Origin of the sequence: Acinetobacter sp. A2 (assembly GCF_048537555.1) — a bacterium.
Lineage (GTDB): Bacteria > Pseudomonadota > Gammaproteobacteria > Pseudomonadales > Moraxellaceae > Acinetobacter.
Map to the genome: position 1 here is coordinate 2,614,228 of NZ_CP183239.1, position 25,456 is coordinate 2,639,683.

Sequence of the window (25,456 nt, forward strand, 5' to 3'; positions counted from 1 at the left end):
AATTTTGTTTAAATTGAAAATATATTAATGATTTCTTGAAACACTGTCATTAACAATTCGTGGTGTAACAAAAATCAGCAACTCACGTTTGTTATCCGACTTGATATCTTTACGGAATAAACGTCCGATATAAGGAATATCACCCAAGAATGGAACCTTGGTTTGTGAGTTGGCAGTTTGCTGCTCAAAAATGCCACCCAAGACCACAGTTTCGCCATTATCTACCAAGACATTGGTATTGACTGCGTTCTTGTTAATGGTGAGCTGACCAGTTGGTGTTGGCGCACCTGGCGAGTCACTGGTGATATTCAATTGCATTTGCACCTTGCCATCTGGCGTGATACTTGGCGTCACATCCAAACTTAAAGTCGCATCAATAAATTCTGTGGTCGAGACAGCATTAACACCGCCACCTTCAGAAGATTGGTATGGAATTTGAGTACCCGATGCAACTTTGGCATTTTGCTTATCTGCAGTCAGTACTTTTGGTGTTGAAATCACTTCACCATAGCCATCGGCTTGTAATGCAGACAATTCCAAATCCAACATAAAGTCAGATAAACTGATTAAACCAAACGCAATACGGCTGGCACCTGGACTGGTCACACCTAAATCGACATTGAGGTTTTGCGGACGCTCAATATCATAAGTATAGCCGCCTAACTCACTATTCGCTTCTGGCTCACGCAAGTTCCACAAAGTGGTATCACTACCACCCACCAACAAATGATTATTGTTGGTGATCCCTTGTGACAAGATGCCCCACTTCACACCCATCTCTTTGGTGAAATCTGTGGTTGCACGTACGATACGTGCTTCAATCATCACTTGCTTCACAGACACATCAAGCAAATCTATCATCTGACGAATCTGATCAATTTTTGCTGAAGTATCATTAATAATTAAGGTATTGGTACGTGGATCTACAGACACTGTACCGCGAGGGCTGAGCAAGCTCCCCACGCTATCACCTAATGGGTCAGCTCCAGAACCTGTATTTGAACTACCACTACGTGATGCATTTTTACCTTCAGTAATAAGCTTCTCAATATCTGCGGCTTTAGCATAGTTCAACTGAATATATTCAGTTTGCAGTGGTGCCAATTTAACACTTTGTGCAATCGCTTTGGCTTCTTCTTCTTCCGCCTTAATCAACTCAGAAACTGGCGCAATCCAGATCACATTACCATTACGGCGCTTGTCTAAATTTTTGGTTTTCAGAATAATGTCTAAGGCTTGATCCCAAGGCACATCTTTTAAACGTAAGGTGATATTACCTTGTACTGTATCTGCAGCCACCATATTGATGCCTGTAAAGTCTGCCAACAGCTGTAATACACGACGCACTTCGATATCTTGGAAGTCCAATGAAATCTTTTTACCTGTGTAGCTTTGTGCTGCACGTGGCTTAAACGGGTTTTTATCAACTGGGCGTTTTAAGCTGATGGTGAGCTTGTCTTCTGCCTGATAGGCCATATATTCATAGCTACCTGCAGCCTGAATGGTGATCACACCATTGCTACCATCATTATGCGCATCAATGGTTGATACTGGGGTTGCAAAGTCATTCACATTCAGGCGACGAGCCAAATGCGCAGGGACTTTATTGCCCAAAGTACGTACGACAATTTTGCTGCCTTGTTGCTGTACATCTACAGGGGTGTTGCTACCCAATAGGTCAATTACCACCTGACCTTCACCTTCGCCACCACGTTGGAAACCAATATTGGAAATTCCTTGTGCGCTACGTTGTGCAGTCACTGCTGCAACAGGTGTGGCTGCGGTAGTTGAGTTGATCTTTAAAATAAAGGTATTGCCTTCAACACGTGTCGTAAACGCACCTGCATCAGCCAAGTTCACAGTTAAACGTGAACGCTGAGCATCTGAGCTGACCTCTACAGAACTGGCTTCTTTGGTCGCCACTGCAACACTGTTTTGTTTCAACGTTTGCTGTACTTTATCAAAGTCTAGAATCAAACGCGCAGGTTGTTCCAACTGATATGCCGCTGGCTGTGGTGGTAAGCCATTGAACATGACACGAATTTCCGTGCCTTGTCCTGGAATTTGCATTGGTACAATATTGGTAATGCTCACTTGGGCATTAGCCACTTGCATCACCGCCATTGCGACTGCGCCCATTGAAAACTGACGGAACAAATTGTTCATTGTATTACCATCCCCAAAAATAAAATCTTTCACACTGTTATTCATTTTTATTCCTTTAATTTATGGCGCAGGCCCAATTAAAACCAAACTTCTTGGACGTTCTACATAACCTTCACGACCATCTGGAATAATCTCGATTAAATCAATTTGCGTTGGTGTAATGTTCACCACACGACCATGATTTACCCCCATATAACTGCCACGCTGGATACGCTCAATTTCACCATCTGGTGTTTGAATCAATGCCAAAATTTGACCATTTTGACGCATACTGCCTTTCATGGTCAGTGATTCAAGTGCGTAGTTTTCCAGTGGTTGTAACTGGCGAGCAAGGTTCGGATAAACACGCTTCCCTGCCATAATTTTAAGTTCAGCAGCCAAAGAACTTGGCATAAATGGGCTTTTCAGCTGATGCGCTGCATAGTTGAATGTTGGCGCAGGCTCAAACACGGGTGCGGGCTCAATCGGTAATGGTGGCTGATTACGGATTTCAGCCATTTGTGCATTGACTGCATCAATACGAGAATCACAACCCACCATTAACACAGTTGCCAGTAGAGCCAACGAAAGCTTTTCAATTTTCATTACTTTGCCCCTCCAGCAGTGTTAGCCGCAGTTTGTGTATCTACACTACCCACGTAACGATATGTCTTCGCTTGCGCTTTATATGTCACTTGTGGAATATCTGTTTTCTTGTCTTTATTTTCAGTCGCCACAATTTCAAAATCATGCATAGTCACAATACGCGGCAATGCTGCAGTACCACTTACAAAAGAACCAAAAGCGTGATAGTCACCTGTTGCTTCAATCGAAATTGGCTGTTCAACAAAGAACTCTTGTTTGATCTCATTCTCTAAGCGAATGTTTTTAAACTTCAAGCCTGAATTAACACCTGTAACGTTGATGTCTTCAACCAAGCCTGGAATTTCAGTTTCTTTCGGCAATTGCTCAAGCTGCTGGTTAAAGTTAGCTTCCATTTCTTGTAATTGCGCTTGATATTGTTGCAAATTACGCAATTTAGAATCTTTTTCACGGAACTCGTTTAATAAATTCTGTTCTTGTGCATGCGCTGCAGCAATGGCATCTAACTTCGGCTTAATTACAACAAAGTAACCTAGTGCCGCAATTAAGAAAATAATGAAAATCCAGCAGGTAATTTTGACCGAAAGTGGCCAACCACCATAGTTATTTGGATCAAGGGTATTAAACTGCTGAAAAAACTTCTCAACGGTCATTTTCTTTTTCGGAGCAACAGCAGCTTCCTGATTTACTTCATCAAATTCATCGAGACTCATTGTGCTGCCCCCGCTGCTGATGTTGAATTAGGATCTGTAGCGGTCACTGGAATTGCGATTTCTTCTAAATCAGAAGTCACCACAAATGTGCCATAACTTTCCTCAACACGAGGAACTACAGAACTTGGTGCTTTATCTTTATTTTCTTCTTTGGCTAAGAATGAATTCATAAATGCATTGCGATACCACGGCGATGCTTCCAAATTACGTAAGAATTCTGCAACCGTATTTGGACTTTCTGCCTTGCCTTCAAAGGTAAATTTATTGCCAGTACGCGTCACTTTGGTCAAATACATATTGCTTGGTGTCACACGCACAAGCTCATCCACCAAACGTACTGCAATTGGACGTTGGCTTTGTAAGCCCTGAATCAGCTTCATACGCTCTACAATTGCATTACGCTGTTCTTGTAAGCCTTCCAAAGATTTTAATTGTACATCTAGGTTTTGGTTGGTACTGATGACCAATTGATTGGCTTGTTCTTGATCTGCCAATTTTGCATTGTAGAAAAACCATGCCAATGCGACGGCCAACACCCCTACAGCAGCTGCTGCAATACAAAATACAATAAATTCTTTTTTACGTTTTTCTCTTAGCTCATCGCGCCAAGGGAGTAAGTTAATCTTTGCCATTAATCAAAACTCCTCATTGCTAAACCACATGCCACCATCAAAGATGGTGCATCACTTTCAATTCTTTTAATGTCGATTTGTGGAGAGAAGCCCATTTGCAAGAATGGATTGGCAATGGTCACACGGTAGCCCAGTTTTTGCTGCAATAATTTCGCAAGACCTGGAATATTGGCATTCCCCCCTGCCAATAAAATGTGATCAATTTCGTTAAATTGTGAAGATGAAAAGAAGAACTGCAATGAACGTGCGGCTTGTTGTACCACAGCCTCCAAGAACGGTTCTAACACCTCAACGTCGTAATCATCTGGCAAGGTACGGCTCTTTTTGGCACGTCCCGCTTCTTCATACGATAGACCATAACGGTTTTGAATTTCTTGAGTCAGCTGTTTGCCGCCAAAGGTTTGCTCACGCGTGTAAATAATTTTGTTATTTTGCAGAACCGACAATGTGGTCATGGTGTGACCAATGTCTAGAATACCAATCGTGTTCACACCCATAGGCAGGGTATCGGAGAACACTTTAAAGGCATTTTCAATTGCAAAACTTTCAACATCAGCAATTTTGGCAGTCAATCCACCCAACTCTAATGCTTCAACTCGTGCTTCCACGTTTTCTAAACGGGTGGCCACCAGTAACACATTGACACGGTTTGGATTGGCTAAGCGGTCTGGTAAAACTTCAAAATCCAGACTGACTTCGTCTAATGGGAATGGAATATATTGCTCGGCGTCCATACGAATTTGAACTTCACGCTCATCGCTGGTCATATCTGCATCCATTTCAATGATTTTGGTAATTACCATTGATGTTGGAATTGCTAAGGCTGCAGATGTAGATTGCGTGTTTGCTAAGTTCAATGCACGTTCAAGCGCATCCCCGACTGCTTCTGGATTGAGAATGTTTTTTTCGACCACACTGCCTTCTGGAAGAGGGACCAGCGCATAGCTTTCGACCCAATATCTCCCATTCTTAACAGAGAGTTCTAATAACTTAACAGAAGTAGAACTAATATCTACACCTATTAACCCCTTACTTGGCTTACGATATAACCTACGCACAATAGTACCATTCCTATTATTTTTTTATCCCCAAAAAAATTTAACCTACTAATCTGCGCTGGTCTATAATTTTTTACGGATACAATAATTCATCTAACAATCCGTAAATCTACTCGCTATACTGACCAGCAATTAGTTTGCTATTAGCGCTTATTAAAACGCACTTGTTATGAAAAAGCTATCTTGTTCGGGTCGTGTTCATCCATTTTTTTTGATCATTATTATAATTTTGGTCGCAATACCGATGGGATTCTATGGCATGTATCTCTATATTGCCCCATCTTTGCCAGAAATGACCACCTTAAAAAAAGCACCATTACTAAAGCCATTGCAGGTTTACAGTGCCGATAATGAGCTGATTGCAGAGTACGGTGGCAAACTTTCTGTACCTGTTGATTACGAACATATTCCTGAAAAATTTATTTTAGCTTTTTTGGCTGCCGAAGATTCTGCCTTCTTTGAACACAGTGGCATTAGCTTCAAAGGCCTTGGGCGTGCTGTGAGTGAAGCGGTAACGGGCTCTAATGTGCAAACAGGTGGCTCTACCATTACCATGCAAGTTGCGAAAAATTATTATTTAAGCCCTGAACGCACCCTGAAACGTAAACTGACCGAAATTTTTTTAGCACGAAAAATTGAACAAAACCTGAGTAAAGAAGAAATTTTGACCTTGTACGTCAATAAAATCTTTTTGGGTAAAAATGCTTATGGTATTGCGGCAGCCGCAAAAATTTATTACAACAAAAGCTTAGAAGAACTCTCTATTGCACAAATGGCAATGATTGCAGGTTTACCCAAAGCACCTTCGCGTTATAACCCTGTCGTCAATCCTGAACGTGCTTTAGAACGTCGCAACTGGATTTTAGGTCGCATGTTGCAATTAGGGTATATCAACCAAAATGAGTACCAAAAAGCGATTGCTGAACCCATTAATCTAGATATGCCTGATCGCAGTATCAGCAATAAACATCCATATATTGGCGAGATGGTTCGTTCAGAATTGGTGAAAAAGTTTGGTGAACAAGCGGTAGATTCTGGCTACAAAGTCTACACCACAGTAGACAGTAAACGTCAGATGTACGCAGAACAAGCCGTACAGGAAGGCTTGGAAGCCTATGACCGTCGACATGGCTGGCGTGGTGCTGAAGCGCATGACAAGCCTTTGACAGAGTTTCGTGCCTATGCCAACACGTATCCTGCCCAAGTCACGAAAGTGCTGAACAATTCTTTTGAAGCATTAATGCAAGATGGTTCAACCGTAACGGTACCTTGGTCTGGGATGTCTTGGGCACGCCCCTACCGCAATGCCAATAGTGTTGGCAATGCACCCAGTCGTGCTGCACAAGTTGTAAAAGTTAAAGATATTGTACGTTTACGTCCAAATGACAATAAAACCGCTTGGGCTTTGGTACAAGTACCCAAAGTGCAAGGACAATTGGTTGCAATCAACCCCAACAACGGTGCTATTGAAGCGTTAGTCGGTGGTTATAACTTCTATCAATCTAAATTTAACCGTACCTTACAGGGTTGGCGTCAGCCAGGTTCTACCATTAAACCCTTTGTTTATGCACTGGCTTTAGAGCGTGGCATGACCCCACACACCATGGTCAATGACAGCCCGATTACCATTGGTAAATGGTCGCCACGTAACTCCGATGGTCGCCATTTGGGTATGATTCCATTGCGTCGTGCGTTGTATTTATCACGTAACACAGTATCTGTACGTTTATTACAGGACGTTGGGATTGAACGTACCCGTCAGTTGTTTATGGATTTTGGTTTGCAGGAAGATCAGATCCCACGCAACTACACCATTGCATTAGGCACACCACAAGTCTTGCCGATTCAAATGGCGACAGGTTATGCCACCTTTGCCAATGGCGGTTACCGTATTCAGCCACACTTCATTAACCGCATTGAAGATGCCTATGGCAAGGTGATTTACCAAGCCAATCCTGAATATGCTTGCATTGCCTGTATTAATGCCAAAGAACAAACCATAGAAAGTGCCGAAGCCACAACCCCTGATGATGAAGTGATTGAAGTCACCTATCAAAAATTGGCAGAGGCAGAAGTTGCGCAAGATTCAAAAATTTTGGCAGAACGCAGTCAGTACAAACAAGCACAGCGTATTTTAAAATCTAGTTCTGCCTATGATATGTCCAACATTTTACGTGATGTGATTCAACACGGCACTGGTCGTGCCGCGCTCAGAATTGGCCGTGGTGATATTGGCGGCAAAACAGGAACCACCAATGATGCCAAAGATGCATGGTTTGCGGGCTTTAACAGCAAGCTGGTGACTGTGGCCTGGGTCGGGTTTGACCAACCGACCACTTTAGGTCGTCGTGAATACGGCGGTGTGGCTGCTTTACCAATTTGGACGGACTTTATGGGCAATGCGCTCAAAGGAACACCTGAAGCTTGGGTAAGCTTGGACAACAAAGCCAAAGCACCACAGCGTGAGCTGAATCAACTGACCGCAGAACAGCAACAAGATTATCGCGCCTCTCCACCTCTGGCACGTCCGTTGTATCGCCCTGCACCTGCTGCACCGGTACGTGCACCTGAACGTGATTTTGATGACTTGCCAGGCGAGGAAGTGTTGATACCAGACAACAATACGCCACCACCGATGCAAACGCCAGAAAATACACCGACTAAACCAACGCCTGCACCAAAACCTGCACCCGATGCTTTGGAAAACTTAATTGATGAAGTCTTGTAAGCACAGACACCATCAGCTAGCAAAAAGCCCTCATTCGCAATGATGAGGGCTTTTTTATGAGCACAGCTTGGACTTAAATAGCAGCCCGATTTTTAAAACCTAGCGCTTACTTTTTTTGGAACAGGTAAATTTGATGTTGTGCAGATAGTTCAAATTGAGCATGTTGCTCTAATGCCTGACGACGCTCAGGTTTGGCCTTATAGGCATAAGGTGTCATCGCAATCAAATGTTTTAAATCTGTTTGACTGAGCTGTAACGGTGTCTTCACCACACTGGCATCCACCAATTCAAAAGCATCTTGTAATTGAGTAACAAATTTTTCAGGCTCATGCGGTTTGACATCTTCAAACAAGGCTTGACGCATGGCCAACAAATGTTCAGGCGCTGGCGTAACCACCAGCAAATAGCCTTGTGGCTTGAGTACCCGTAAAATTTCCTGCTTGGGTATTGGACTAAATAAACTGCTGCAAACATCAATACAATGATCCAACACAGGCAAAGTTGCACCTGTACCCACCACCCAAGTCACTTCTGAATTCAGTTTGGCTGCCACTTGTACTGCATTTTTGGCAATATCCACCCCTACACATTGCATGACTTCAGCTTGCATAGCTGCCGTGTAATAACCTTCACCACAGCCAATATCCAACAGGTTTTCTATACGCAGTTCACGCAATTTTTGCACCACAGCCTGTTGCAAAGGTGCATAGTGCCCCGCACTTAAAAAGGCACGGCGCGCCTGTACCGAAGCAGGTGTATCCCCTGGGTTTTTACTGTGTTTATGCTGCACGACATGCAAGTTTACGTAGCCTTGTTTCGCGACATCATAACTGTGGTTGCTGGCACAGCGCCACGTTCTGTCATGTAGTTGTAAGACCTGACGACACACAGGACACATCAGCAGATTCATGATTTTCTCCAAAGCAGGCGGCATAAAAAAGTCGGCATGTGCCGACTTTTCAAAGTTTTTCAGTTCTTTTGGCTTAGCGTAATTTTAAGGTCATTAGGCCCAAAACCACCAGCATAATTGTAATAATCCAGAAGCGAATCACCACTTGGGTTTCACGCCAGCCTTTCTTTTCGTAGTGGTGATGCAACGGCGCCATTAAAAAGACACGTTTATTGCGCATGCGCAATGAACCAATTTGCAGGAATACCGAAATGGCTTCCACCACAAATACACCGCCCATAATTGCAAAGACGATTTCCTGACGTACCATTACAGCAATCGTACCCAACATTGCCCCCAAAGACAGTGCGCCCACATCGCCCATAAACACCTGTGCAGGATGTGCGTTATACCACAGGAATGCCAAGCCAGCACCAATCATTGCTGCGCAGATCACCACCAGTTCAGAGGCATATTTCACATAAGGAATATGTAGATAATCTGCAAAGCGAACATCCCCCGCCAAGTAGGCAAATACGCCCAAACCTGCAGCCACCAATACGATTGGCATAATTGCCAAACCATCTAAACCATCGGTCAGGTTGACTGCATTTGAGGCACCGTTAATCACCAAATAGGTAAAGATAATGAAACCTATACCCAATGGAATCAGTGACAAAGGAATACTAAAATCTTTAAAGAACGGAATCAAGACATCCAGCATATCTGCAGTTTGCGCAGGGTTTGGCTGTTGAGTTGCAATCACATACAACGCAATACCCGCCCCTAACGATGCCACTGAAGTCCAGAAGAACTTTTTGCGTGCTGGCAAGCCAGCATTGTCTTTGTAACGAATTTTAATCCAGTCATCCGCCCAGCCTACAGCACCAAAGATCACCATGACCGCAAGTACAATCCAGACATAAGGGTTAGATAAGTCTGCCCATAACAACGTGGAAATACCAATCGAGAGCAGGATTAATACCCCACCCATGGTAGGTGTACCCATCTTTTTGGCATGTCCTTCTGGTGCATATGAACTAACTGCTTGACCGTATTTCAATGCTTGCAGTTTACGAATCATCACAGGGCCAAGCACCAAGCCAATGCCAAGTGCAGTCAATACACTCAGTAATGAACGTAATGTTAAATAACGAACCACTTGAAACGAACTGTGATAGCCCGCAAGCTGTTCAAATAACCATAACAGCATTTAAATTTTCTCCATCAATGCAGCCATCAACGTTTCCATATGGGTATAACGAGAACCTTTAAATAGGAAACTCATGGACTGAGGTTGATGTGTTTTTACCAGATCAATTAAAAATGGCAAGGCTTGTTCCTGCGTTACAAAGGCCTGTAATTTTTTTCCAAATTGGGTACTACGCGCGCCCTCTTGAGTCGCAGGTGAAAATTCACCCACAGCCACCACAAAATTAATGCCACGAATAGAAACTAAATCCCGTCCTAGCATATAGTGTTGCTGTGCCGCACTGTTGCCAAGCTCACCGATATCACCTATCACCATGACCCGCACGCCCGTTTGCTGTGCCAAAACTTCACCTGCAGCACGCATTGAAGTTGGATTGGCATTATAGGTGTCATCAATGAACAAATGTGCGCCTTGCTGAATAAAGTTTAAACGGCCTTTGGCCCCTTGCGCTTGCTCCAAGCCCGCCACAATATCATCTAAACTCACGCCAATTGCCAGTGCAAAGGCTGCAGCAGCCGTGGCATTTTGTACATTGTGTTCGCCGGCAAAAGGTAAATTGACCTGACGTGTGCCTTGTGCGGTATTTAAGCAAAAACTTGCCGATTGTGGCTGCAACTGAATTTCTGTGGCAAAAACATCACCGCCTTCACCAAAACTTAGACGCTGTTCTGACTGAACGGCTTGTTGAATCTGTTCAGCAAAATCATCGGCAGCAGGCACAATGGCAGTACCTTGTGGTGCAAGATGTGCATAGATTTCTGACTTCGCCCGACAAATGCCCTCACGTCCACCAAATTCACCCAAATGTGCCGTACCAATATTGATAATGCCTGCCACATGCGGCTGCACCAAGTTTGAAGTGTAATCGATTTCACCTTGATGACTGGCACCCAATTCCATTACCGCGTATTGATGGCTTGCGTTCAATTCCAGCAACATCATCGGCACTCCCAAATCATTATTCAGGTTGCCACGGGTAATTAAGGTCGGTGCCAAACGTGACAAAATACTGCCGAGCATTTCTTTGGTGGTGGTTTTACCACTGCTGCCTGTTAAAGCAATCACTTTTAATTGTGGATGTTGCTGACGACGAAAGGCACCCAAGTGTCCTAAGGCTAAACGGGTGTCAGATACCACGAGCTGACAAATATCTGCGTCGACAGGCTGGCTGACAATCGCCATTGAACAGCCCTGGGTCGCCACTTGAGCCACAAAGTCGTGTGCATCAAAACGCTCACCTTTTAATGCCAAAAAGGCATCGCCTGCTTCTGCATGCCGTGAATCAGTCAAAATACGTTTAATCTCGCCCTGTGGTGTTTGTCCGTTCAGCCAATAACCTTGTGTTGCCTGTTGCAGTTGTTCTGCAGTCCAAGGTTCTAAAATTGCAGTACTGGTGGTGGAAGTGTGCATACAAATTCCTTATTGCGCAGGGTAAGCAGAAGGTGAGCAATGTTGTGCATCTATCGCAGCTTGCACTTCAATCACATCATCAAACCAGTGTCTTACCCCATCTATTTCTTGATAATTTTCATGACCTTTGCCTGCAATCAACACAATATCACCTGCCTGTGCATGTTGAACGGCATATTTAATCGCTTCGCGGCGATCATGAATTTCATGTGTTTGTGCCACTGACAAATCTACACCTGCCTGCATATCGGCAAAAATTTGCAAAGGATCTTCTGTGCGTGGGTTATCTGAGGTCAAGAGCACGACATTGGCATAATCCAGTGCTGCTTGGGTCATAAGTGGGCGTTTGCCACGGTCACGGTCACCACCACAACCAAATACTGCCCAAAGCTGTGCGCTGACATGGCGTTTTAGGGTTTGCAGTACTTGAATCAAGGCATCTGGGGTATGTGCATAATCCACCACAAATAAACGCTCTGCATCACGCAGCACTTGCATACGGCCTGGCGCACCTTTCAGTTGTGGTACAGTCGCAATCAAGTCAGTCAACTCAAAACCTGCCTGCTCAGCCGCAATTAAACTCGCCACCAAGTTTTCAACATTAAAATGTCCGAGCAATTGGCTTTGTACCACATATTCTGCAGTGCCAGTCTGTAGATGAAAACTCACACCATTTAGGCTATATTCAATTTGCTGTACTTGATAATCAGCCGCTTGCTGAGTTGAATAAGTCAAAATTTTCGGTTGTGCAGGATTCTGCTGCGCAGCTTGCAGCATGATCTCAGCATATTCATCATCCAAATTAATAATTGCGACTTTTAAACTGGCAAACTGAAACAACATGGCTTTGGCGGCAGCATAGGCTTCTAAAGTGCCGTGATAATCCAAATGGTCTCGACTCAGGTTGCTATATACCGCAATTTCGATATCGCAACCATTTAAGCGACCTTGCTCTAAGCCATGTGAACTGGCTTCAATTGCAGCAAACACCGCCCCTTGCTGGGCATAACTGTGCAAAGCATTTTGTAGTTGCAAGGCATCCAACGTCGTGTGCGTTGAAGCTTCTAAATTCGGCAAAATGCCGTTGCCTGTTGTGCCCATGACCGCACAGCGTTGACCTTGCAACATCAACAATTCAGCAATTAAACGTGAAATGGTGGTCTTGCCATTGGTGCCTGTGACCGCAAGTATGCGTGCCAAAAGTACAGGCTGCACGGCTTGTAAATATTGTTTTTGCCACTGTCCCATGCGCTGACGCACATCTGACACCACCAAATTATGCACTACCGCCAAGGGTATTTCTGAAATCACCGCCAAAGCACCTTGTGCTAAAGCGGCTTGGGCAAATGCAACGGTTTTTTCAGGCTGTGACAAACTGGTCAGGGCAATAAAAATTTGACCTGAACGTACATGACGGCTGTCCAGTTGAAAGCCCTGAAATTCTTGTGTCATCCAATCTGCAACGCTTGCTGTGCGGTAAATATCTTGAAAGCGAATCGACATGCGTCACCTGTTATGGAGTGTTGAGAGTTTCTAAAGGTTTATCTAAAGGCACGTTCATTAAACGTAACGATTCTTGCATCACACGAGCAAACACAGGCGCTGCCACCAAACCACCATAATACTGACCCGTTGGGTTTTCTACGACCACCACCATCGCCAAACGTGGATCACTCACTGGGGCAACCCCTGCAAATAAAGCACGATATTCAGTTTGTGAGTAACCTTTACGGTCTGCACGAAGTTTATGTGCCGTCCCTGTTTTACCTGCAACCCGATAGCCTGGAATATTGGCTTGACGAGCAGTACCGCCTGGCAAGGTCACCGCTTCCATCATCAGCATCACTTGATCGGCAATTTTGGCATCCACAATTTGCTCACCTTTGGGCTGTTCTTCCAGCTTATATAGGCTAAGCGGCATTTTAACGCCTTTATTGGCCAGCATGGCATAAGCATCTGCCAATTGCAGCACAGTGGCATTTAAACCATAGCCATAGGACATGGTCGCCACTTCTGATACATTCCATTTACTTGGCGGCAAGATTAAACCTGCACTTTCCCCCGGGAATTTAACGGCAGAACGTGCACCAAAACCGAGTCGTTTATAGAAAGTTGGTAAAGTTGCATAAGGCAACGACAAAGCAATTTTCGCCACACCTACGTTAGATGATTTTTGAATAATCCCCGCCAAAGTCAGTGACCCATAATTACGAGTATCGCGAATGGTGTGATTGCCCACCCGCATTGAACCACCACTTAAATTAACCACGGTATTCGGTGAATATTTACCGCTTTCCAGTGCCATTGCCACTGTCATTGGTTTCATGGTCGAACCCGGCTCAAAAGAATCGACCGCGCCACGGTTACGCATCGCATCTTTGTTCGATAAGCTTTTTTTGTCATTCGGGTTGTAAGATGGCCAACTGGTCATTGCCAGAATTTCACCTGTTTTGACATCCACCGCAATTGCAGTTGCCGAACGTGCATTATTGGCGACACCAGCTGCGGTTAATTCACGGTACATAATGTACTGCAAACGTGAGTCAATACTTAAGGTGATATTTTCACCCGGTTCTACTTCTTTAATGACTTCAGGGTCTTTAACTCGGTTGCCTTTTTTGTCACGGATGATTTGCTGTTCGCCATCTACACCAGCCAAACGGGTATTCAGCTGCATTTCCAAGCCTTCAATACCTGTGCCCTCACTGTTGGTCAAACCAATAATTTGTGCATTCGGCTGCGGCTGTGGGTAATAACGCTTATAGTTTTTTTCGGTATATACCCCTTGGAAATTGCGTTTTAAAATCAGTTCTGCCTGTTGCGGTGGCACTTCTTTTTGCAGCACCAAATAACGTGAGCGTGGACGCTCATTCATTTTTTGTTTGAGTTCCTGACGATCCATGCCAACCGCATCGGCCAGTTCATCTAAATTTAAGTTTTTATCTGGTAACTGACGACGCAATTTACGGCTAGTCGGATTTTTCTCCAGCTCTGCGGTAATTTCATCAAACAACTTTTTATTGTCAAAATAATCACGTGGATCAATCACCACTTTCATAATTGGGGTACTAATTGCCAAAGGCACGCCATTGCGGTCATAAATCACCCCACGCATGGCTTTTAGTTTTTCAGTTCTTAAAATATTGGCATTGGCTTTGTTTTGTAAAAAATCATGGTTGATAATTTGCACATAAAATGCCCGCCCCACCAGTGCCACGAACACCAGTAGAACCACGCTCCACATTAAGTAAAAACGCCACATTTCAACATGAATGGCATTTTTTCCAGTGACCGATTGTTGTTTCTTTCGGGTTTGCTTTTTACGCGCATCAACCATGTGCCAGCCGCCTTATTGTTCTGAAGTTGTAGGCAAAGAAATCACCACCGTTTGTGCTGCAGGCGGAGAATACATGCGCAGCTGCGTCACAGCACGGGTACCAATTTGTGCTGTTGCCCCAAAGGTTTGTTGCTCAATCAGTAAACGCCCCCATTCTGCATTTAAGTCGTCACGCTCGCGGTTAAACGAACTGAGCTGACGATAATCATGACGATACTCAAACACTTGAAATACCACCATAATTGCACTAATAAACACCAGTGCCAACAAAATAAAATAAGCGACCATTTTTTTTAGTCGTGATGGCGTTAGATTTTTTTCTACAGCGTCTGTTTTCATTATTGGCCTTTTCAAGCTAATCGTTCTGCAACACGTAACCATGCACTGCGTGAGCGTGGGTTGGCTTTCACTTCAGCATCACTGGCACGTACCCGCGCAATTTTTTTCAGGCGTCTCGTATCTTGTTGCTGTTGTGGCAAGCCCCAGCCCGTATCTTCAGGCAAGCTCGATTCTTTTTGAATAAACTGTTTGATTAAACGATCTTCCAAAGAGTGGAAGCTAATCACCGCCAAACGGCCTTGGGGCTTTAACACCTCGACCGCCTGCGGCAAGAAGGTTTCAATATCTTCTAATTCTTTATTAATCGCAATACGAATGGCCTGAAAGGTGCGAGTAGCAGCGTGTTTGTTCTTTTCCCATTTCGGGTGCGCCACTTTTACAATTTCAGCCAATTGTGCCGTGGTCTCAATATAGCCTGCCTGTTTAATGGCTTTGGCAATACGGCGGCTATAGCGCTCTTCGCCATATTGGAAAATCACATTGGCCAAAGCTTCTTCTGCAATATCGACTAACCATTCTGCTGCAGTTGGCCCCTGAGAGTTGTCCATACGCATATCGAGTGGACCATCTTTCATAAAACTAAAGCCACGCTCGGCCTGATCCAATTGCGGTGAAGACACACCTAAATCGGCCATCACACCATCTACCTGTGTAATGCCTAAAGCATTCAATTCTTGCTGTAGGTCGGCAAAACTGGCATGAATAATCTGAAAACGAGAATCTTGCTGAGCCAATTCCGCTGCCACTGCCAATGCTTGCGGGTCTTTATCAAATGCATAGACCCGTGCCTGTGCATCAAGTTTGGACAATAACAAACGGGTATGACCACCACGACCAAAGGTGGCATCGACATAAATTCCTGTATTGCGATCTGCCAACATGGCATCAACAGTTTCATGAAGTAATACAGAAATATGCGACATAGGGTTCAATCAATACAGCTAAAATGTAACTGCACATTATTACCTTGTTTTGACAAAGCTCCAAACGTCTTTTTGTAGATAAATATTACTTTTCATAGGGAAATCCGTTTTTGGCTTTTTTTAGACACAAAAAAATCTCCGTAGAGATTTTTTTGTGTGTTGATCTGATGATCAATCAGGCGACAGCGAAGTATTGCTTAACGCTTAGAATTATAAATTTGGTCAAAAATCGCACCATTCACAAAGTGTGTTTTTTGTGCATTTGCCCAACCACCAAAAACTTCATCAATAGTGAACGTTTTTAGCTTTGGAAATTGTGCTGCATATTTTGCCAACACTTTTTCATTACGTGGGCGGTAGAAATGCTTAGCTGCCATTTCCTGACCTAAAGGTGAATATAAATAGTTGATATAACCTGTCGCCAACCATTTATTGCCATTTTTCTCTACCGTACGGTCTACCACAGCCACTGAAGGTTCAGTCAAAATAGAAATTGAAGGATAAACAATATCAAACTTGTCTTTACCTAAAGTTTTTAAGGTCACTAAGGCTTCGTTTTCCCAAGTTAAAAGCACATCACCAATGCCACGCTCAGCAAATGTCGTCATAGAAGCGCGTGCCGCAGAGTCCATCACTTTCACATTGTGGTACATCTTGCCCACAAATTCCTGTGCTTTGGCTTTAGAACCACCCGGTTGCTTCTCTGCATAACCCCAAGCCGACAAATACACCCAACGTGGCAAGCCGCCAGTTTTCGGGTTTGGCGTAATAATTTCTACGCCCGGTTTGGTTAAGTCCTTCCAGTCTTTAATCTGTTTTGGGTTACCTTTACGTACCATAAATACGATGGTTGAGGTATATGGCGCAGAGTTATGTGGGAACTCTTTTTGCCAACCTGCTTGGATTTGCCCTGACTTTACAATTTCTTCAATGTCGTTAGCCAAGGCCAAAGTCACCACATCGCCCTTTAAGCCATCTACCACCGAACGGGCTTGCTTGCCCGAACCACCATGCGACTGCTTGAAATTTACAGTGATACCCGTACGTTTTTTCCAGTACTGACCAAACGACTGGTTAAATTCATCATAAAATTCGCGGGTTGCATCATAAGATACATTTAAAAACTGACGATCTGCAGCCTGAGCAGTCGTTGCAGCAAAACCTGTTGCCAATAGCGCAGCAGCTAATAAAGCTTTGAATTGAGTTTTCATTACAGCACACATCATCTTTAAACTGCCGCCAATATATGCAATCCCATCACGCTGCGCAATTCAGTAAAATGAGGCAAAATATCCAAATAATTAAATCATTTCAGCTTAAGCATTTATTTTTATTCACTTTAAAGTTTAAAATCTCGCTTATTCCAAATTTATACCTTTTTTGTGAATTGGATATACAAAAATCGAATAATGATTTCAGGTTATTTCGTATTTTTAATCTCCATCAAGCTCATCACAATTGTTCTAACACTATTTTTATTGTGACTTTTGTAACAATCTTCACGATCTCTCCACACTTGTTTGTTACAACATGTTCTAAATGACAGATCATCTGCAAAATCGGTATATAGTCAATCCTGATTATTTACTATTTTGAAAAAAGTGTGACGCAAGTCTACTTTTTGGATGCTTTTTTGTGATTAAATGGTAACGGTATTAGAACAACTTATAAATTGTCAGTGCATTCATAAACAAAGGGGGAAATCAGAATGACATCTAAACTGATCTTGGCAACACTCATTAGCTTAAGCTCACTTGCTACGGTTAGCCATGCTGCAGTCATAAAGTCGGCTGAAACTAAAAGCAGCCTTGCACCTGCAAAAAACTCCCTAATTGAAAAAGCCATTACCCAGCAAAAACAGGCAGACAAGCAAAAATTTGAATCAAATAATGATTTAAAAGTACTGACCTCGATTAATGTTGCACCGACACAAAGCTTCTTTGCTTTGCAAAACCAACGTTTCAGCCGTTTTGTGCAAGCCTTATTCCCGCAAGGCAACTCATAAGCAACACCCAATTTCACTGCCTTTGATCCCCTTTTCAAAAGCAGCCGAACTGCCCAAGTACAGAATGTTGAATTTAACATTAAGTACTTGGGCTTTTTCGTTATAATAGTTTCAATTTACATTTTGAATTATTTTTGGTTATGACTGTTCGTACTCGTATTGCCCCATCTCCTACTGGCTTCCCGCACGTGGGAACGGCTTATATCGCCTTATTTAACTTATGTTTTGCCAAACAGCATGGCGGTGAGTTTATTCTTCGTATTGAAGATACCGACCAACTGCGTTCAACACCTGAATCTGAAAAAATGATTTTGGATTCATTGCGTTGGTTAGGCTTAAACTGGGCAGAAGGTCCAGATGTTGGTGGTCCTCATGCACCATACCGCCAATCTGAACGTATGGACATTTACAAGCAATATGCCTTGCAACTGGTTGAACAAGGCCATGCTTTTTACTGTTTCGCAACTGCAGAAGAACTGGATCAGATGCGTGCAGAACAGCAAGCACGTGGTGAAAGCCCTCGTTATGATGGTCGTGGCTTGAATCTTTCTACAGATGAAGTACAGCGTCGTTTAGCTGCAGGTGAACCGCATGTGATCCGCATGAAAGTCCCAACCGAAGGCGTATGTAAATTTAACGATATGCTGCGTGGTGAAGTGGAAATTCCATGGGCGCAGGTCGACATGCAAATTTTGCTCAAAACCGATGGCTTACCAACTTACCATCTAGCCAACGTGGTAGATGACCATTTAATGCAAATCACTCACGTAATTCGTGGCGAAGAATGGATTCCATCTGCACCCAAACATCAATTGCTATATCAATATTTTGGTTGGGATATGCCTGTGTTGTGTCACATGCCATTGTTGCGTAACCCAGATAAATCTAAATTATCTAAACGTAAAAACCCAACTTCAATTAACTACTACAAAGATATTGGGGTACTGCCAGAAGCCTTACTGAACTACTTAGGCCGTATGGGTTGGTCAATGCCAGATGAAAGTGAAAAATTCACGTTGGCCGAAATGATTGAACACTTTGATATTCAGCGTGTATCACTAGGTGGCCCAATTTTTGATGTAGAAAAATTGAACTGGCTGAATGGTCAATGGATTAAAGCATTATCTCCTGCTGAACTGCTGGATACCTTGCTTGCATGGAAAGCAGATCGTGCCAAGCTTGAAGATATTGCGGCCGCAATTCAACCACGTATTAACTTGTTGTCTGAAGCGGTGAATTGGTCTGCTCATTACTTCAACCATTTCCCAAGCTTGAGCAAAGAACAGTTTGAAAGCAAAAAGCTATCTGAAGAACAAGTGCGTCAAAGTCTGCAATTTGCCATTTGGCGTTTAGAAAGCCTATTTACTTGGAACAATGACACCGTGAGCCAAACTCTCATGGATTTGGCCAACCAAATGGAAATCAAATTGCGTGATTTCATGCCTGCATTCTTTATTGCCATTGCAGGTTCAACTGCATCTACGCCAGTCATGCAAACCATGGTCACCATTGGCCCTGACCTAACTTTTGCACGTTTGCGCAATGCCTTAGAAGTTGTAGGCGGCCCAAGCAAAAAAGAAGTCAAAGTCTGGGAAAAACTGAATGAAAGCATCAATTTGCCGAAAAATGATGCAATTAATCCAGCTTAATTCATTTTTTTGTTGACGTGTGAGCGCAATAGCCCTAATATTGCGCTCACACAGACTGGGGTCATAGCTCAGTTGGTAGAGCGCTACAATGGCATTGTAGAGGTCAGCGGTTCGATCCCGCTTGACTCCACCAAGTTTAAATAAGGCTTTACCTGTGTTGCCTCATCAAGTCCCTATCGTCTAGAGGCCTAGGACATCGCCCTTTCACGGCGGTAACCGGGGTTCGAATCCCCGTAGGGACGCCATATTCAAGATGAATATAAAGCACTTATCTTCATCTTATAAAGAAGCTCAAGCAACGACTTGGGCTTTTTTATTGCCCTGTTTTCTGACAGACTGTTTTTTATTTATCGCACATTTCGTTAGAATAACAATTAGATCAGAATTTTGGAGTTGTAATGCAATACCGATGCCCTAAATGTCAAAGCCCAAAAATCATGCCTGTTGCACAGGCAGGTCAAGCAACGCCACGTCCTGTTGTGCCTAAAAGCTTGGTGATGCTCATTCCTGCGGTATTTGTATTATTGCTTCTGGTTTTAATTAGTATTGCCATGTGGATTTTTGGCGATGGTGCAGGCACGACCTTACAAAGCATTACTGTAGCGGTATTCATTGTATGTGTGATAGCAGGCTTCTTGTTCTACCGTGATTTGCCTGATTTTAAAATTTCCATGCAAGCTTTTATGCAGTCGCAAAAACAATGGAAGTGCCGTGAATGTTCCCATGAGTGGGAAGTTTAAACGCTGCTAGTCTGTTTCAGATTTCACATCCTGCTATTGTCTTGATACTCAATCAGCATGATTGAATGAACACAAAAAACCAGCCCTAAGGCTGGTTTTTTATTTACAAACGTCGGGAATAATTACACACCGATTTTGCGATATTTTTGACGCTTGGTTACTAAGTCATCACCATCACGTTTGCGACGATATTCTTCGAATTCAGTATAGTTACCAGTGAAGAATTCTGGTGTTTCACCTTCGAATGACAAGATGTGCGTTGCAATACGGTCTAGGAACCAACGGTCATGCGAGATCACCATTACAGTACCTGGGAATACCAGAATGGCATCCTCAAGTGCACGTAAAGTTTCGATATCCAAGTCGTTTGACGGCTCATCCAGCAGGATCACGTTAGCGCCCATTTGCAGGATTTTCGCAAGTTGTAAACGGTTACGCTCACCACCCGACAATTGACCCACACGTTTTTGCTGATCTTGACCTTTGAAGTTAAAGCGACCGATATAAGCACGAGATGCGATTTCGTATTCACCTATACGCAAGATGTCTAAACCGCCAGACACTTCTTCCCAAACAGTTTTGTTGTCGTCTAAGGTGTCACGAATCTGACCCACGTAAGCCACTTTAACCGACTCACCCAGCGTTACCGTACCGGTATCTGGTTGCTGTTCGCCAGTCATCATACGGAATAGCGTCGTTTTACCTGCACCGTTCTCACCAACAATACCGACAATGGCACATGGTGGTACCGAGAAGCTCAAGTCTTTATACAGGGTACGGTCGCCGAACGATTTGCTGATCCCTTCAACTTCAATCACCTTGTTGCCCAGACGTGGACCAGGTGGAATGTAAATTTCAGAAGTTTCATTACGTTGCTGGAATTCACGCGAGTTAAGCTCTTCAAAGCGTTCCATACGTGCTTTGTTTTTCTTTTGCTGGCCTTTGGCATTAGAACGAACCCATTCAAGTTCTTTTTTCAATGCTTTAGCAAAAGACTCTTCCTGCTTCTGTTCTTGCTCTAGACGTGCGTTCTTTTGCTCTAACCAAGAAGAGTAGTTACCTTGGTATGGAATACCATGTCCACGGTCAAGTTCTAGAATCCATTCAGCCACGTTATCTAGGAAGTAACGGTCGTGCGTAATCGCGACGATGGTACCTGGGAAGTCTTTCAAGAAACGTTCTAACCATGCAACAGATGAGGCATCCAAATGGTTGGTCGGTTCGTCTAGTAGCAACATGTCTGGTTTAGACAAAAGCAAACGGCAAAGTGCTACACGACGGCGTTCACCACCAGAAAGCTTAGAAACGTCTGCGTCCCAAGCAGGCAGGTTCAGTGCTGCAGCAGCTTGATCCATCTGGTTTGTAAGGTTGTGCGCATCCCAAGTTTGAATAATAGCTTCAAGCTTTTCTTGCTCTTTGGCTAGTGCGTCAAAGTCTGCATCTTCAGCCGCATATTCAGCGAAGACTTCATCAAGACGAGCCAAAGCATCAAGTGGCTCACGCAAGCCATCTTCCACGTTACCACGAACGTCTTTACTCTCGTCCAAAGGTGGTTCTTGCTCAAGATAACCAATTTTGATGCCTGGCTGCGCACGTGCTTCACCCGAGAAATCTTTGTCTACGCCCGCCATAATACGGAGCAACGTCGATTTACCTGCACCGTTTAAACCAAGCACACCAATTTTCGCACCTGGGAAAAATGATAAAGAGATGTCTTTCAGGATTTCGCGCTTAGGCGGAACCATTTTCGACACTCGGTTCATCGTATAAATATATTGGGCCACGTAGGACTCCTCAATAGAAAACCAAATCTGGGGCTCAGATGAGCAGCCCCTGCTCTAATGAGCGAAAAAATAATCGGGTATTATACCTGAATACAGAGAAAAAATAAGACACCCCAAACATCTTGCACGCTTTGTTACAACTCTGTCTTTAAGCTTGCAGCCCGCCCATCTACTTAAGTGCTATATCAACTTTCACGCTAAATATTGCAATATTTTGACGCTTTCTTTCATATTAAAAAATGCTAGACTCAAGCCAATTTAACTCACGAAGATGAAGTAAACATGACCTATAAAGACGAAACCTTGGCGATTCATGCAGGATACAGCCCAGAACCGACCACCAAAGCAGTAGCTGTACCAATTTATCAAACTACATCGTATGCCTTTGATAATACACAACATGGTGCCGATTTATTCGATTTAAAAGTACAAGGCAACATTTATACCCGTATTATGAACCCGACCACTGCGGTGTTGGAGCAACGTGTTGCTGCACTTGAAGGCGGGATTGGCGCCTTGGCTTTGGCATCAGGTATGGCTGCTATTACTTATGCGATTCAGACCATTACCGAAGCAGGTGACAACATTGCTTCAGTATCGACTTTATATGGCGGGACATACAACTTATTTGCTCATACTTTGCCAAAACAAGGCATTGAAGTGCGTTTCTTCGATTATCAGAATCCAGAAGCACTGCGTGACTTGATTGATGACAAAACCAAACTGGTATTTGTAGAGTCAATTGGTAACCCACTGGGCAATATTATTGACCTTGAGGCGATTGCCAAAATTGCACACGAATACGGTATTCCTGTAGTGGTAGATAACACTGTGGCCACGCCTGTATTGCAAAAATCATTTGATTTCGGTGCAGATATCATCATCCACTCACTGACCAAATATATTGGCGGTCATGGTACCTCTATTGGTGGCATTATTGTCGATAGCGGTAAATTCCCTTGGGGCAAATATCCTGAACGCTTTAAAGCACTCAACACACCAGACCCAAGCTATCACGGTGTCAATTATGTAGAAGCCTTAGGTGCTGCAGCTTATATCGCACGTGCACGTGTAGTACCACTACGCAACACAGGTGCAGCCATTAGCCCGCACAACGTATTCCTGATTTTGCAAGGCCTAGAAACCCTAAGCTTGCGCATGGAACGCCATACCGAAAATGCGCAAAAAGTAGCGGAATATTTACAGGCTCATCCAAAAGTAAAATGGGTCAATTACGCAGGTTTAAAAGACCACCCTCAACATGCATTGGCGCAAAAATACGTAAAAGGCAAGCCATCGGCAATTCTGTCTTTTGGTGTACAAGATGGCCGTGAAGGTGGCACCCGCTTTATTGATGCCTTACAACTGTTCACTCGTTTGGTAAATATTGGTGATGCCAAGAGCTTAGCATGCCACCCTGCGACCACCACACACCGTCAGCTAAATGCCGATGAACTGAAAGCCGCAGGCGTAAGTGAAGATATGGTGCGTTTATCTATCGGGATTGAACATGCCGATGACTTAATTGCCGATTTGGAACAGGCTCTCGCTGCTGTATAAAAACTCATCAGTTCAAGTTTTATACTGGCATCCTGCTGATTTATTTCAACAGGATGCCTTTTTATTTTAATTTTTCCTTGAATGTCTTTGCATTAGCTTTATTTCATGGTAAAAATAAGAATAGCCAGCGTATTAAAATAGAGCAATTACTCTAAATTCATCTGAAAATTCAATCACTTATTTCATAGCTTTTTTTACACAATCGGCTATCATAAAGCCAAGTAAATTAGTCCAGATCACGGTAGGATTTGGATGAGCAATCTCAATAAAAACGACAATCTGGGAACTTAAATCAGGAATATTAGCGTGAAGCCAAAATTAGAGAAACTTTTTCAAAAGCGTGTAAATGGTAAAGTTGCCCTTATTACAGGTGCATCAAGTGGTATCGGTTTAACAGTGGCACATAAACTGGCCGATGCGGGTGCGCATGTGCTTTTAGTTGCACGTACTCAGGAAACCTTAGAACAAGTCAAAGCTGAAATTGAAGCCCGTGGAGGTAAAGCTTCGGTTTTCCCTTGCGACCTAAACGATATGCAATCGATTGATGCAGTATCACAACAGATTCTTGCTTCAGTCGACCATATTGATATTCTGATTAACAATGCAGGTCGTTCAATCCGTCGTGCAGTACACGAATCGGTTGACCGTTTCCACGACTTTGAACGTACCATGCAATTGAACTATTTTGGCGCGGTACGTTTGGTGCTAAATATTTTACCGCAGATGATGCATCGTAAAGATGGCCATATCATCAATATCAGCTCGATTGGTGTATTGGCCAACGCAACTCGCTTCTCTGCTTATGTTGCATCTAAAGCTGCGCTAGACGCATTTAGTCGCTGTCTATCTGCAGAAGCGCATACGCATAAAATTGCAATTACTTCGGTGTATATGCCATTGGTGCGTACCCCAATGATTGCACCAACTAAAATTTATAAATACGTGCCAACGCTTTCACCTGAACAAGCTGCAGATTTAATTGCTTATGCAATTGTGAAACGTCCGAAGAAAATTGCGACACATCTGGGTCGTTTGGCTTCAATCACTTATGCAATTGCACCAGACATCAACAACAAACTCATGTCAATTGGTTATAACCTGTTCCCGAGTTCAACCGCTTCAGTCGGCGAACAGCAAAAACTCAACTGGGTACAAAAAGCGTATGCGCGTTTATTCCCAGGTGAACACTGGTAATTCAACCTGCTCAAATTTGAATTTAGGCGACCAATCGGTCGCCTATTTTATGGCTTCATTTTTACATCCCTTGCAATACCACAACATCAATTCAACAGTTCTTGAATGGTTTCAAGCTTTGTTTTCATGCAAATTTAAGCAAATTTTAATCTTGGCTTAAGAAAGCAACATCACAATAAGTGCAAGAATGAAAGGGACAATAAAATGAAAACACTGTATTTTTTTAAGCTGTTTTGTTTTTCTGCTGCGGCTTTGAGCGCCTACCACTTATATGCTGAGCTGATGCACAATCCTATAAATATTTTCCAAGTGATTACTTTGGCAGGTTTAATTGTGGTGCTATCGGAGCTCGGCTATCGCAGTCGACTTACAACTTCTGTTCCTGCAAGCTCTGCAACACAAGCAGATGCTCCAACAGACTATGCTTATCTGTGTTCTAAATTGGCAGCAAGCAGTATTGCTACCTGTTTTATTGTGCAAAGCTGGATGGCTTAAAACATTCCTCCAACAATCTAAACCACCACGTGTAATCCG

General features: G+C 43.5%; 21 protein-coding genes and 2 tRNA genes. 9 read left to right on the forward strand and 14 right to left on the reverse strand.

The window, feature by feature from the left end:
• Window positions 1-24: 24 nt before the first annotated feature.
• The 5 genes from ACNS8M_RS12435 to ACNS8M_RS12455 are packed head-to-tail and all read right to left on the reverse strand — an operon-like array spanning window position 25 to window position 5,151.
• A complete protein-coding gene (locus ACNS8M_RS12435) occupies window positions 25-2,166 on the reverse strand; it encodes a type IV pilus secretin PilQ (protein ID WP_419225342.1) in 2,142 nt (713 codons plus the stop codon).
• Window positions 2,167-2,226: 60 nt separating this feature from the next.
• Window positions 2,227-2,751: a pilus assembly protein PilP gene (locus ACNS8M_RS12440; protein WP_104852650.1), complete on the reverse strand. Its 525-nt coding sequence runs from the start codon at window positions 2,749-2,751 to the stop codon at window positions 2,227-2,229.
• The gene (locus ACNS8M_RS12445; RefSeq protein ID WP_419224871.1) at window positions 2,751-3,461 is read right to left on the reverse strand and encodes a type 4a pilus biogenesis protein PilO; all 711 of its coding nucleotides are present in this window, start codon (window positions 3,459-3,461) and stop codon (window positions 2,751-2,753) included. The genes ACNS8M_RS12440 and ACNS8M_RS12445 overlap by 1 nt, the downstream gene beginning before the upstream one ends.
• Window positions 3,458-4,093, reverse strand: a complete 636-nt coding sequence (locus ACNS8M_RS12450; RefSeq protein WP_104852652.1) for a PilN domain-containing protein — start codon at window positions 4,091-4,093, stop codon at window positions 3,458-3,460. The genes ACNS8M_RS12445 and ACNS8M_RS12450 overlap by 4 nt, the downstream gene beginning before the upstream one ends.
• The gene (locus tag ACNS8M_RS12455; RefSeq protein ID WP_194559041.1) at window positions 4,093-5,151 is read right to left on the reverse strand and encodes a pilus assembly protein PilM; all 1,059 of its coding nucleotides are present in this window, start codon (window positions 5,149-5,151) and stop codon (window positions 4,093-4,095) included. The genes ACNS8M_RS12450 and ACNS8M_RS12455 overlap by 1 nt, the downstream gene beginning before the upstream one ends.
• Window positions 5,152-5,320: 169 nt before the next feature.
• Here ACNS8M_RS12455 and ponA point away from each other — a divergent pair, with 169 nt between their 5' ends.
• Window positions 5,321-7,879, forward strand: a complete 2,559-nt coding sequence (gene ponA, locus ACNS8M_RS12460; RefSeq protein WP_419224872.1) for a penicillin-binding protein PBP1a — start codon at window positions 5,321-5,323, stop codon at window positions 7,877-7,879.
• Window positions 7,880-7,985: 106 nt separating this feature from the next.
• On the opposite strand, the gene ACNS8M_RS12465 is transcribed toward ponA, so the two are convergent.
• From ACNS8M_RS12465 to ACNS8M_RS12500, 8 genes are all read right to left on the reverse strand, one after another.
• The gene (locus tag ACNS8M_RS12465) at window positions 7,986-8,789 is read right to left on the reverse strand and encodes a putative RNA methyltransferase (RefSeq protein WP_168418908.1); all 804 of its coding nucleotides are present in this window, start codon (window positions 8,787-8,789) and stop codon (window positions 7,986-7,988) included.
• 73 nt (window positions 8,790-8,862) lie between these two features.
• On the reverse strand, window positions 8,863-9,981 hold the full coding sequence (mraY, locus tag ACNS8M_RS12470; protein WP_168418907.1) for a phospho-N-acetylmuramoyl-pentapeptide-transferase: 1,119 nt from the start codon (window positions 9,979-9,981) through the stop codon (window positions 8,863-8,865).
• Window positions 9,982-11,391, reverse strand: coding sequence for a UDP-N-acetylmuramoyl-tripeptide--D-alanyl-D-alanine ligase (locus tag ACNS8M_RS12475; protein ID WP_419224873.1), 1,410 nt, complete (start codon window positions 11,389-11,391; stop codon window positions 9,982-9,984). It abuts the gene before it with no gap.
• A 9-nt stretch (window positions 11,392-11,400) separates the two neighbouring features.
• Window positions 11,401-12,894: a UDP-N-acetylmuramoyl-L-alanyl-D-glutamate--2,6-diaminopimelate ligase gene (locus ACNS8M_RS12480; RefSeq protein WP_419224874.1), complete on the reverse strand. Its 1,494-nt coding sequence runs from the start codon at window positions 12,892-12,894 to the stop codon at window positions 11,401-11,403.
• A 10-nt stretch (window positions 12,895-12,904) separates the two neighbouring features.
• Window positions 12,905-14,728, reverse strand: coding sequence for a penicillin-binding protein PBP3 (ftsI, locus tag ACNS8M_RS12485; RefSeq protein WP_419224875.1), 1,824 nt, complete (start codon window positions 14,726-14,728; stop codon window positions 12,905-12,907).
• A gap of 12 nt (window positions 14,729-14,740) precedes the next feature.
• Window positions 14,741-15,016 (reverse strand): cell division protein FtsL, encoded by a 276-nt coding sequence (gene ftsL, locus ACNS8M_RS12490; RefSeq protein WP_413784402.1) that lies wholly within the window; start codon window positions 15,014-15,016, stop codon window positions 14,741-14,743.
• Between the two features lie 62 nt (window positions 15,017-15,078).
• A complete protein-coding gene (gene rsmH / locus ACNS8M_RS12495) occupies window positions 15,079-15,990 on the reverse strand; it encodes a 16S rRNA (cytosine(1402)-N(4))-methyltransferase RsmH (RefSeq protein ID WP_168418902.1) in 912 nt (303 codons plus the stop codon).
• A 197-nt stretch (window positions 15,991-16,187) separates the two neighbouring features.
• Window positions 16,188-17,201: a sulfate ABC transporter substrate-binding protein gene (locus ACNS8M_RS12500; protein WP_168418901.1), complete on the reverse strand. Its 1,014-nt coding sequence runs from the start codon at window positions 17,199-17,201 to the stop codon at window positions 16,188-16,190.
• A gap of 497 nt (window positions 17,202-17,698) precedes the next feature.
• Here ACNS8M_RS12500 and ACNS8M_RS12505 point away from each other — a divergent pair, with 497 nt between their 5' ends.
• The 5 genes from ACNS8M_RS12505 to ACNS8M_RS12525 all read left to right on the forward strand — a co-directional run bounded on the left by ACNS8M_RS12505 (window position 17,699) and on the right by ACNS8M_RS12525 (window position 20,384).
• Window positions 17,699-17,995, forward strand: a complete 297-nt coding sequence (locus ACNS8M_RS12505; protein WP_168418900.1) for a hypothetical protein — start codon at window positions 17,699-17,701, stop codon at window positions 17,993-17,995.
• Window positions 17,996-18,135: 140 nt separating this feature from the next.
• The gene (gene gltX, locus ACNS8M_RS12510) at window positions 18,136-19,644 is read left to right on the forward strand and encodes a glutamate--tRNA ligase (protein ID WP_419224876.1); all 1,509 of its coding nucleotides are present in this window, start codon (window positions 18,136-18,138) and stop codon (window positions 19,642-19,644) included.
• Between the two features lie 57 nt (window positions 19,645-19,701).
• Window positions 19,702-19,777: transfer RNA gene (locus tag ACNS8M_RS12515), tRNA-Ala, on the forward strand.
• Between the two features lie 36 nt (window positions 19,778-19,813).
• Window positions 19,814-19,889: transfer RNA gene (locus tag ACNS8M_RS12520), tRNA-Glu, on the forward strand.
• A gap of 153 nt (window positions 19,890-20,042) precedes the next feature.
• On the forward strand, window positions 20,043-20,384 hold the full coding sequence (locus ACNS8M_RS12525) for a hypothetical protein (RefSeq protein WP_168460768.1): 342 nt from the start codon (window positions 20,043-20,045) through the stop codon (window positions 20,382-20,384).
• A gap of 122 nt (window positions 20,385-20,506) precedes the next feature.
• Here ACNS8M_RS12525 and ettA read toward each other — a convergent pair whose 3' ends face one another.
• Window positions 20,507-22,168, reverse strand: coding sequence for an energy-dependent translational throttle protein EttA (gene ettA / locus ACNS8M_RS12530; RefSeq protein WP_019838215.1), 1,662 nt, complete (start codon window positions 22,166-22,168; stop codon window positions 20,507-20,509).
• Between the two features lie 282 nt (window positions 22,169-22,450).
• Here ettA and ACNS8M_RS12535 point away from each other — a divergent pair, with 282 nt between their 5' ends.
• The 3 genes from ACNS8M_RS12535 to ACNS8M_RS12545 all read left to right on the forward strand — a co-directional run bounded on the left by ACNS8M_RS12535 (window position 22,451) and on the right by ACNS8M_RS12545 (window position 25,417).
• Entirely contained in the window at window positions 22,451-23,728 is a 1,278-nt protein-coding gene (locus ACNS8M_RS12535; RefSeq protein WP_168418898.1) for an O-acetylhomoserine aminocarboxypropyltransferase/cysteine synthase family protein, read from the forward strand.
• Between the two features lie 306 nt (window positions 23,729-24,034).
• Window positions 24,035-24,922, forward strand: coding sequence for an SDR family NAD(P)-dependent oxidoreductase (locus tag ACNS8M_RS12540; protein ID WP_168460772.1), 888 nt, complete (start codon window positions 24,035-24,037; stop codon window positions 24,920-24,922).
• 204 nt (window positions 24,923-25,126) lie between these two features.
• Window positions 25,127-25,417, forward strand: coding sequence for a hypothetical protein (locus tag ACNS8M_RS12545; RefSeq protein ID WP_168460774.1), 291 nt, complete (start codon window positions 25,127-25,129; stop codon window positions 25,415-25,417).
• The last annotated feature ends 39 nt before the right edge of the window (window positions 25,418-25,456 follow it).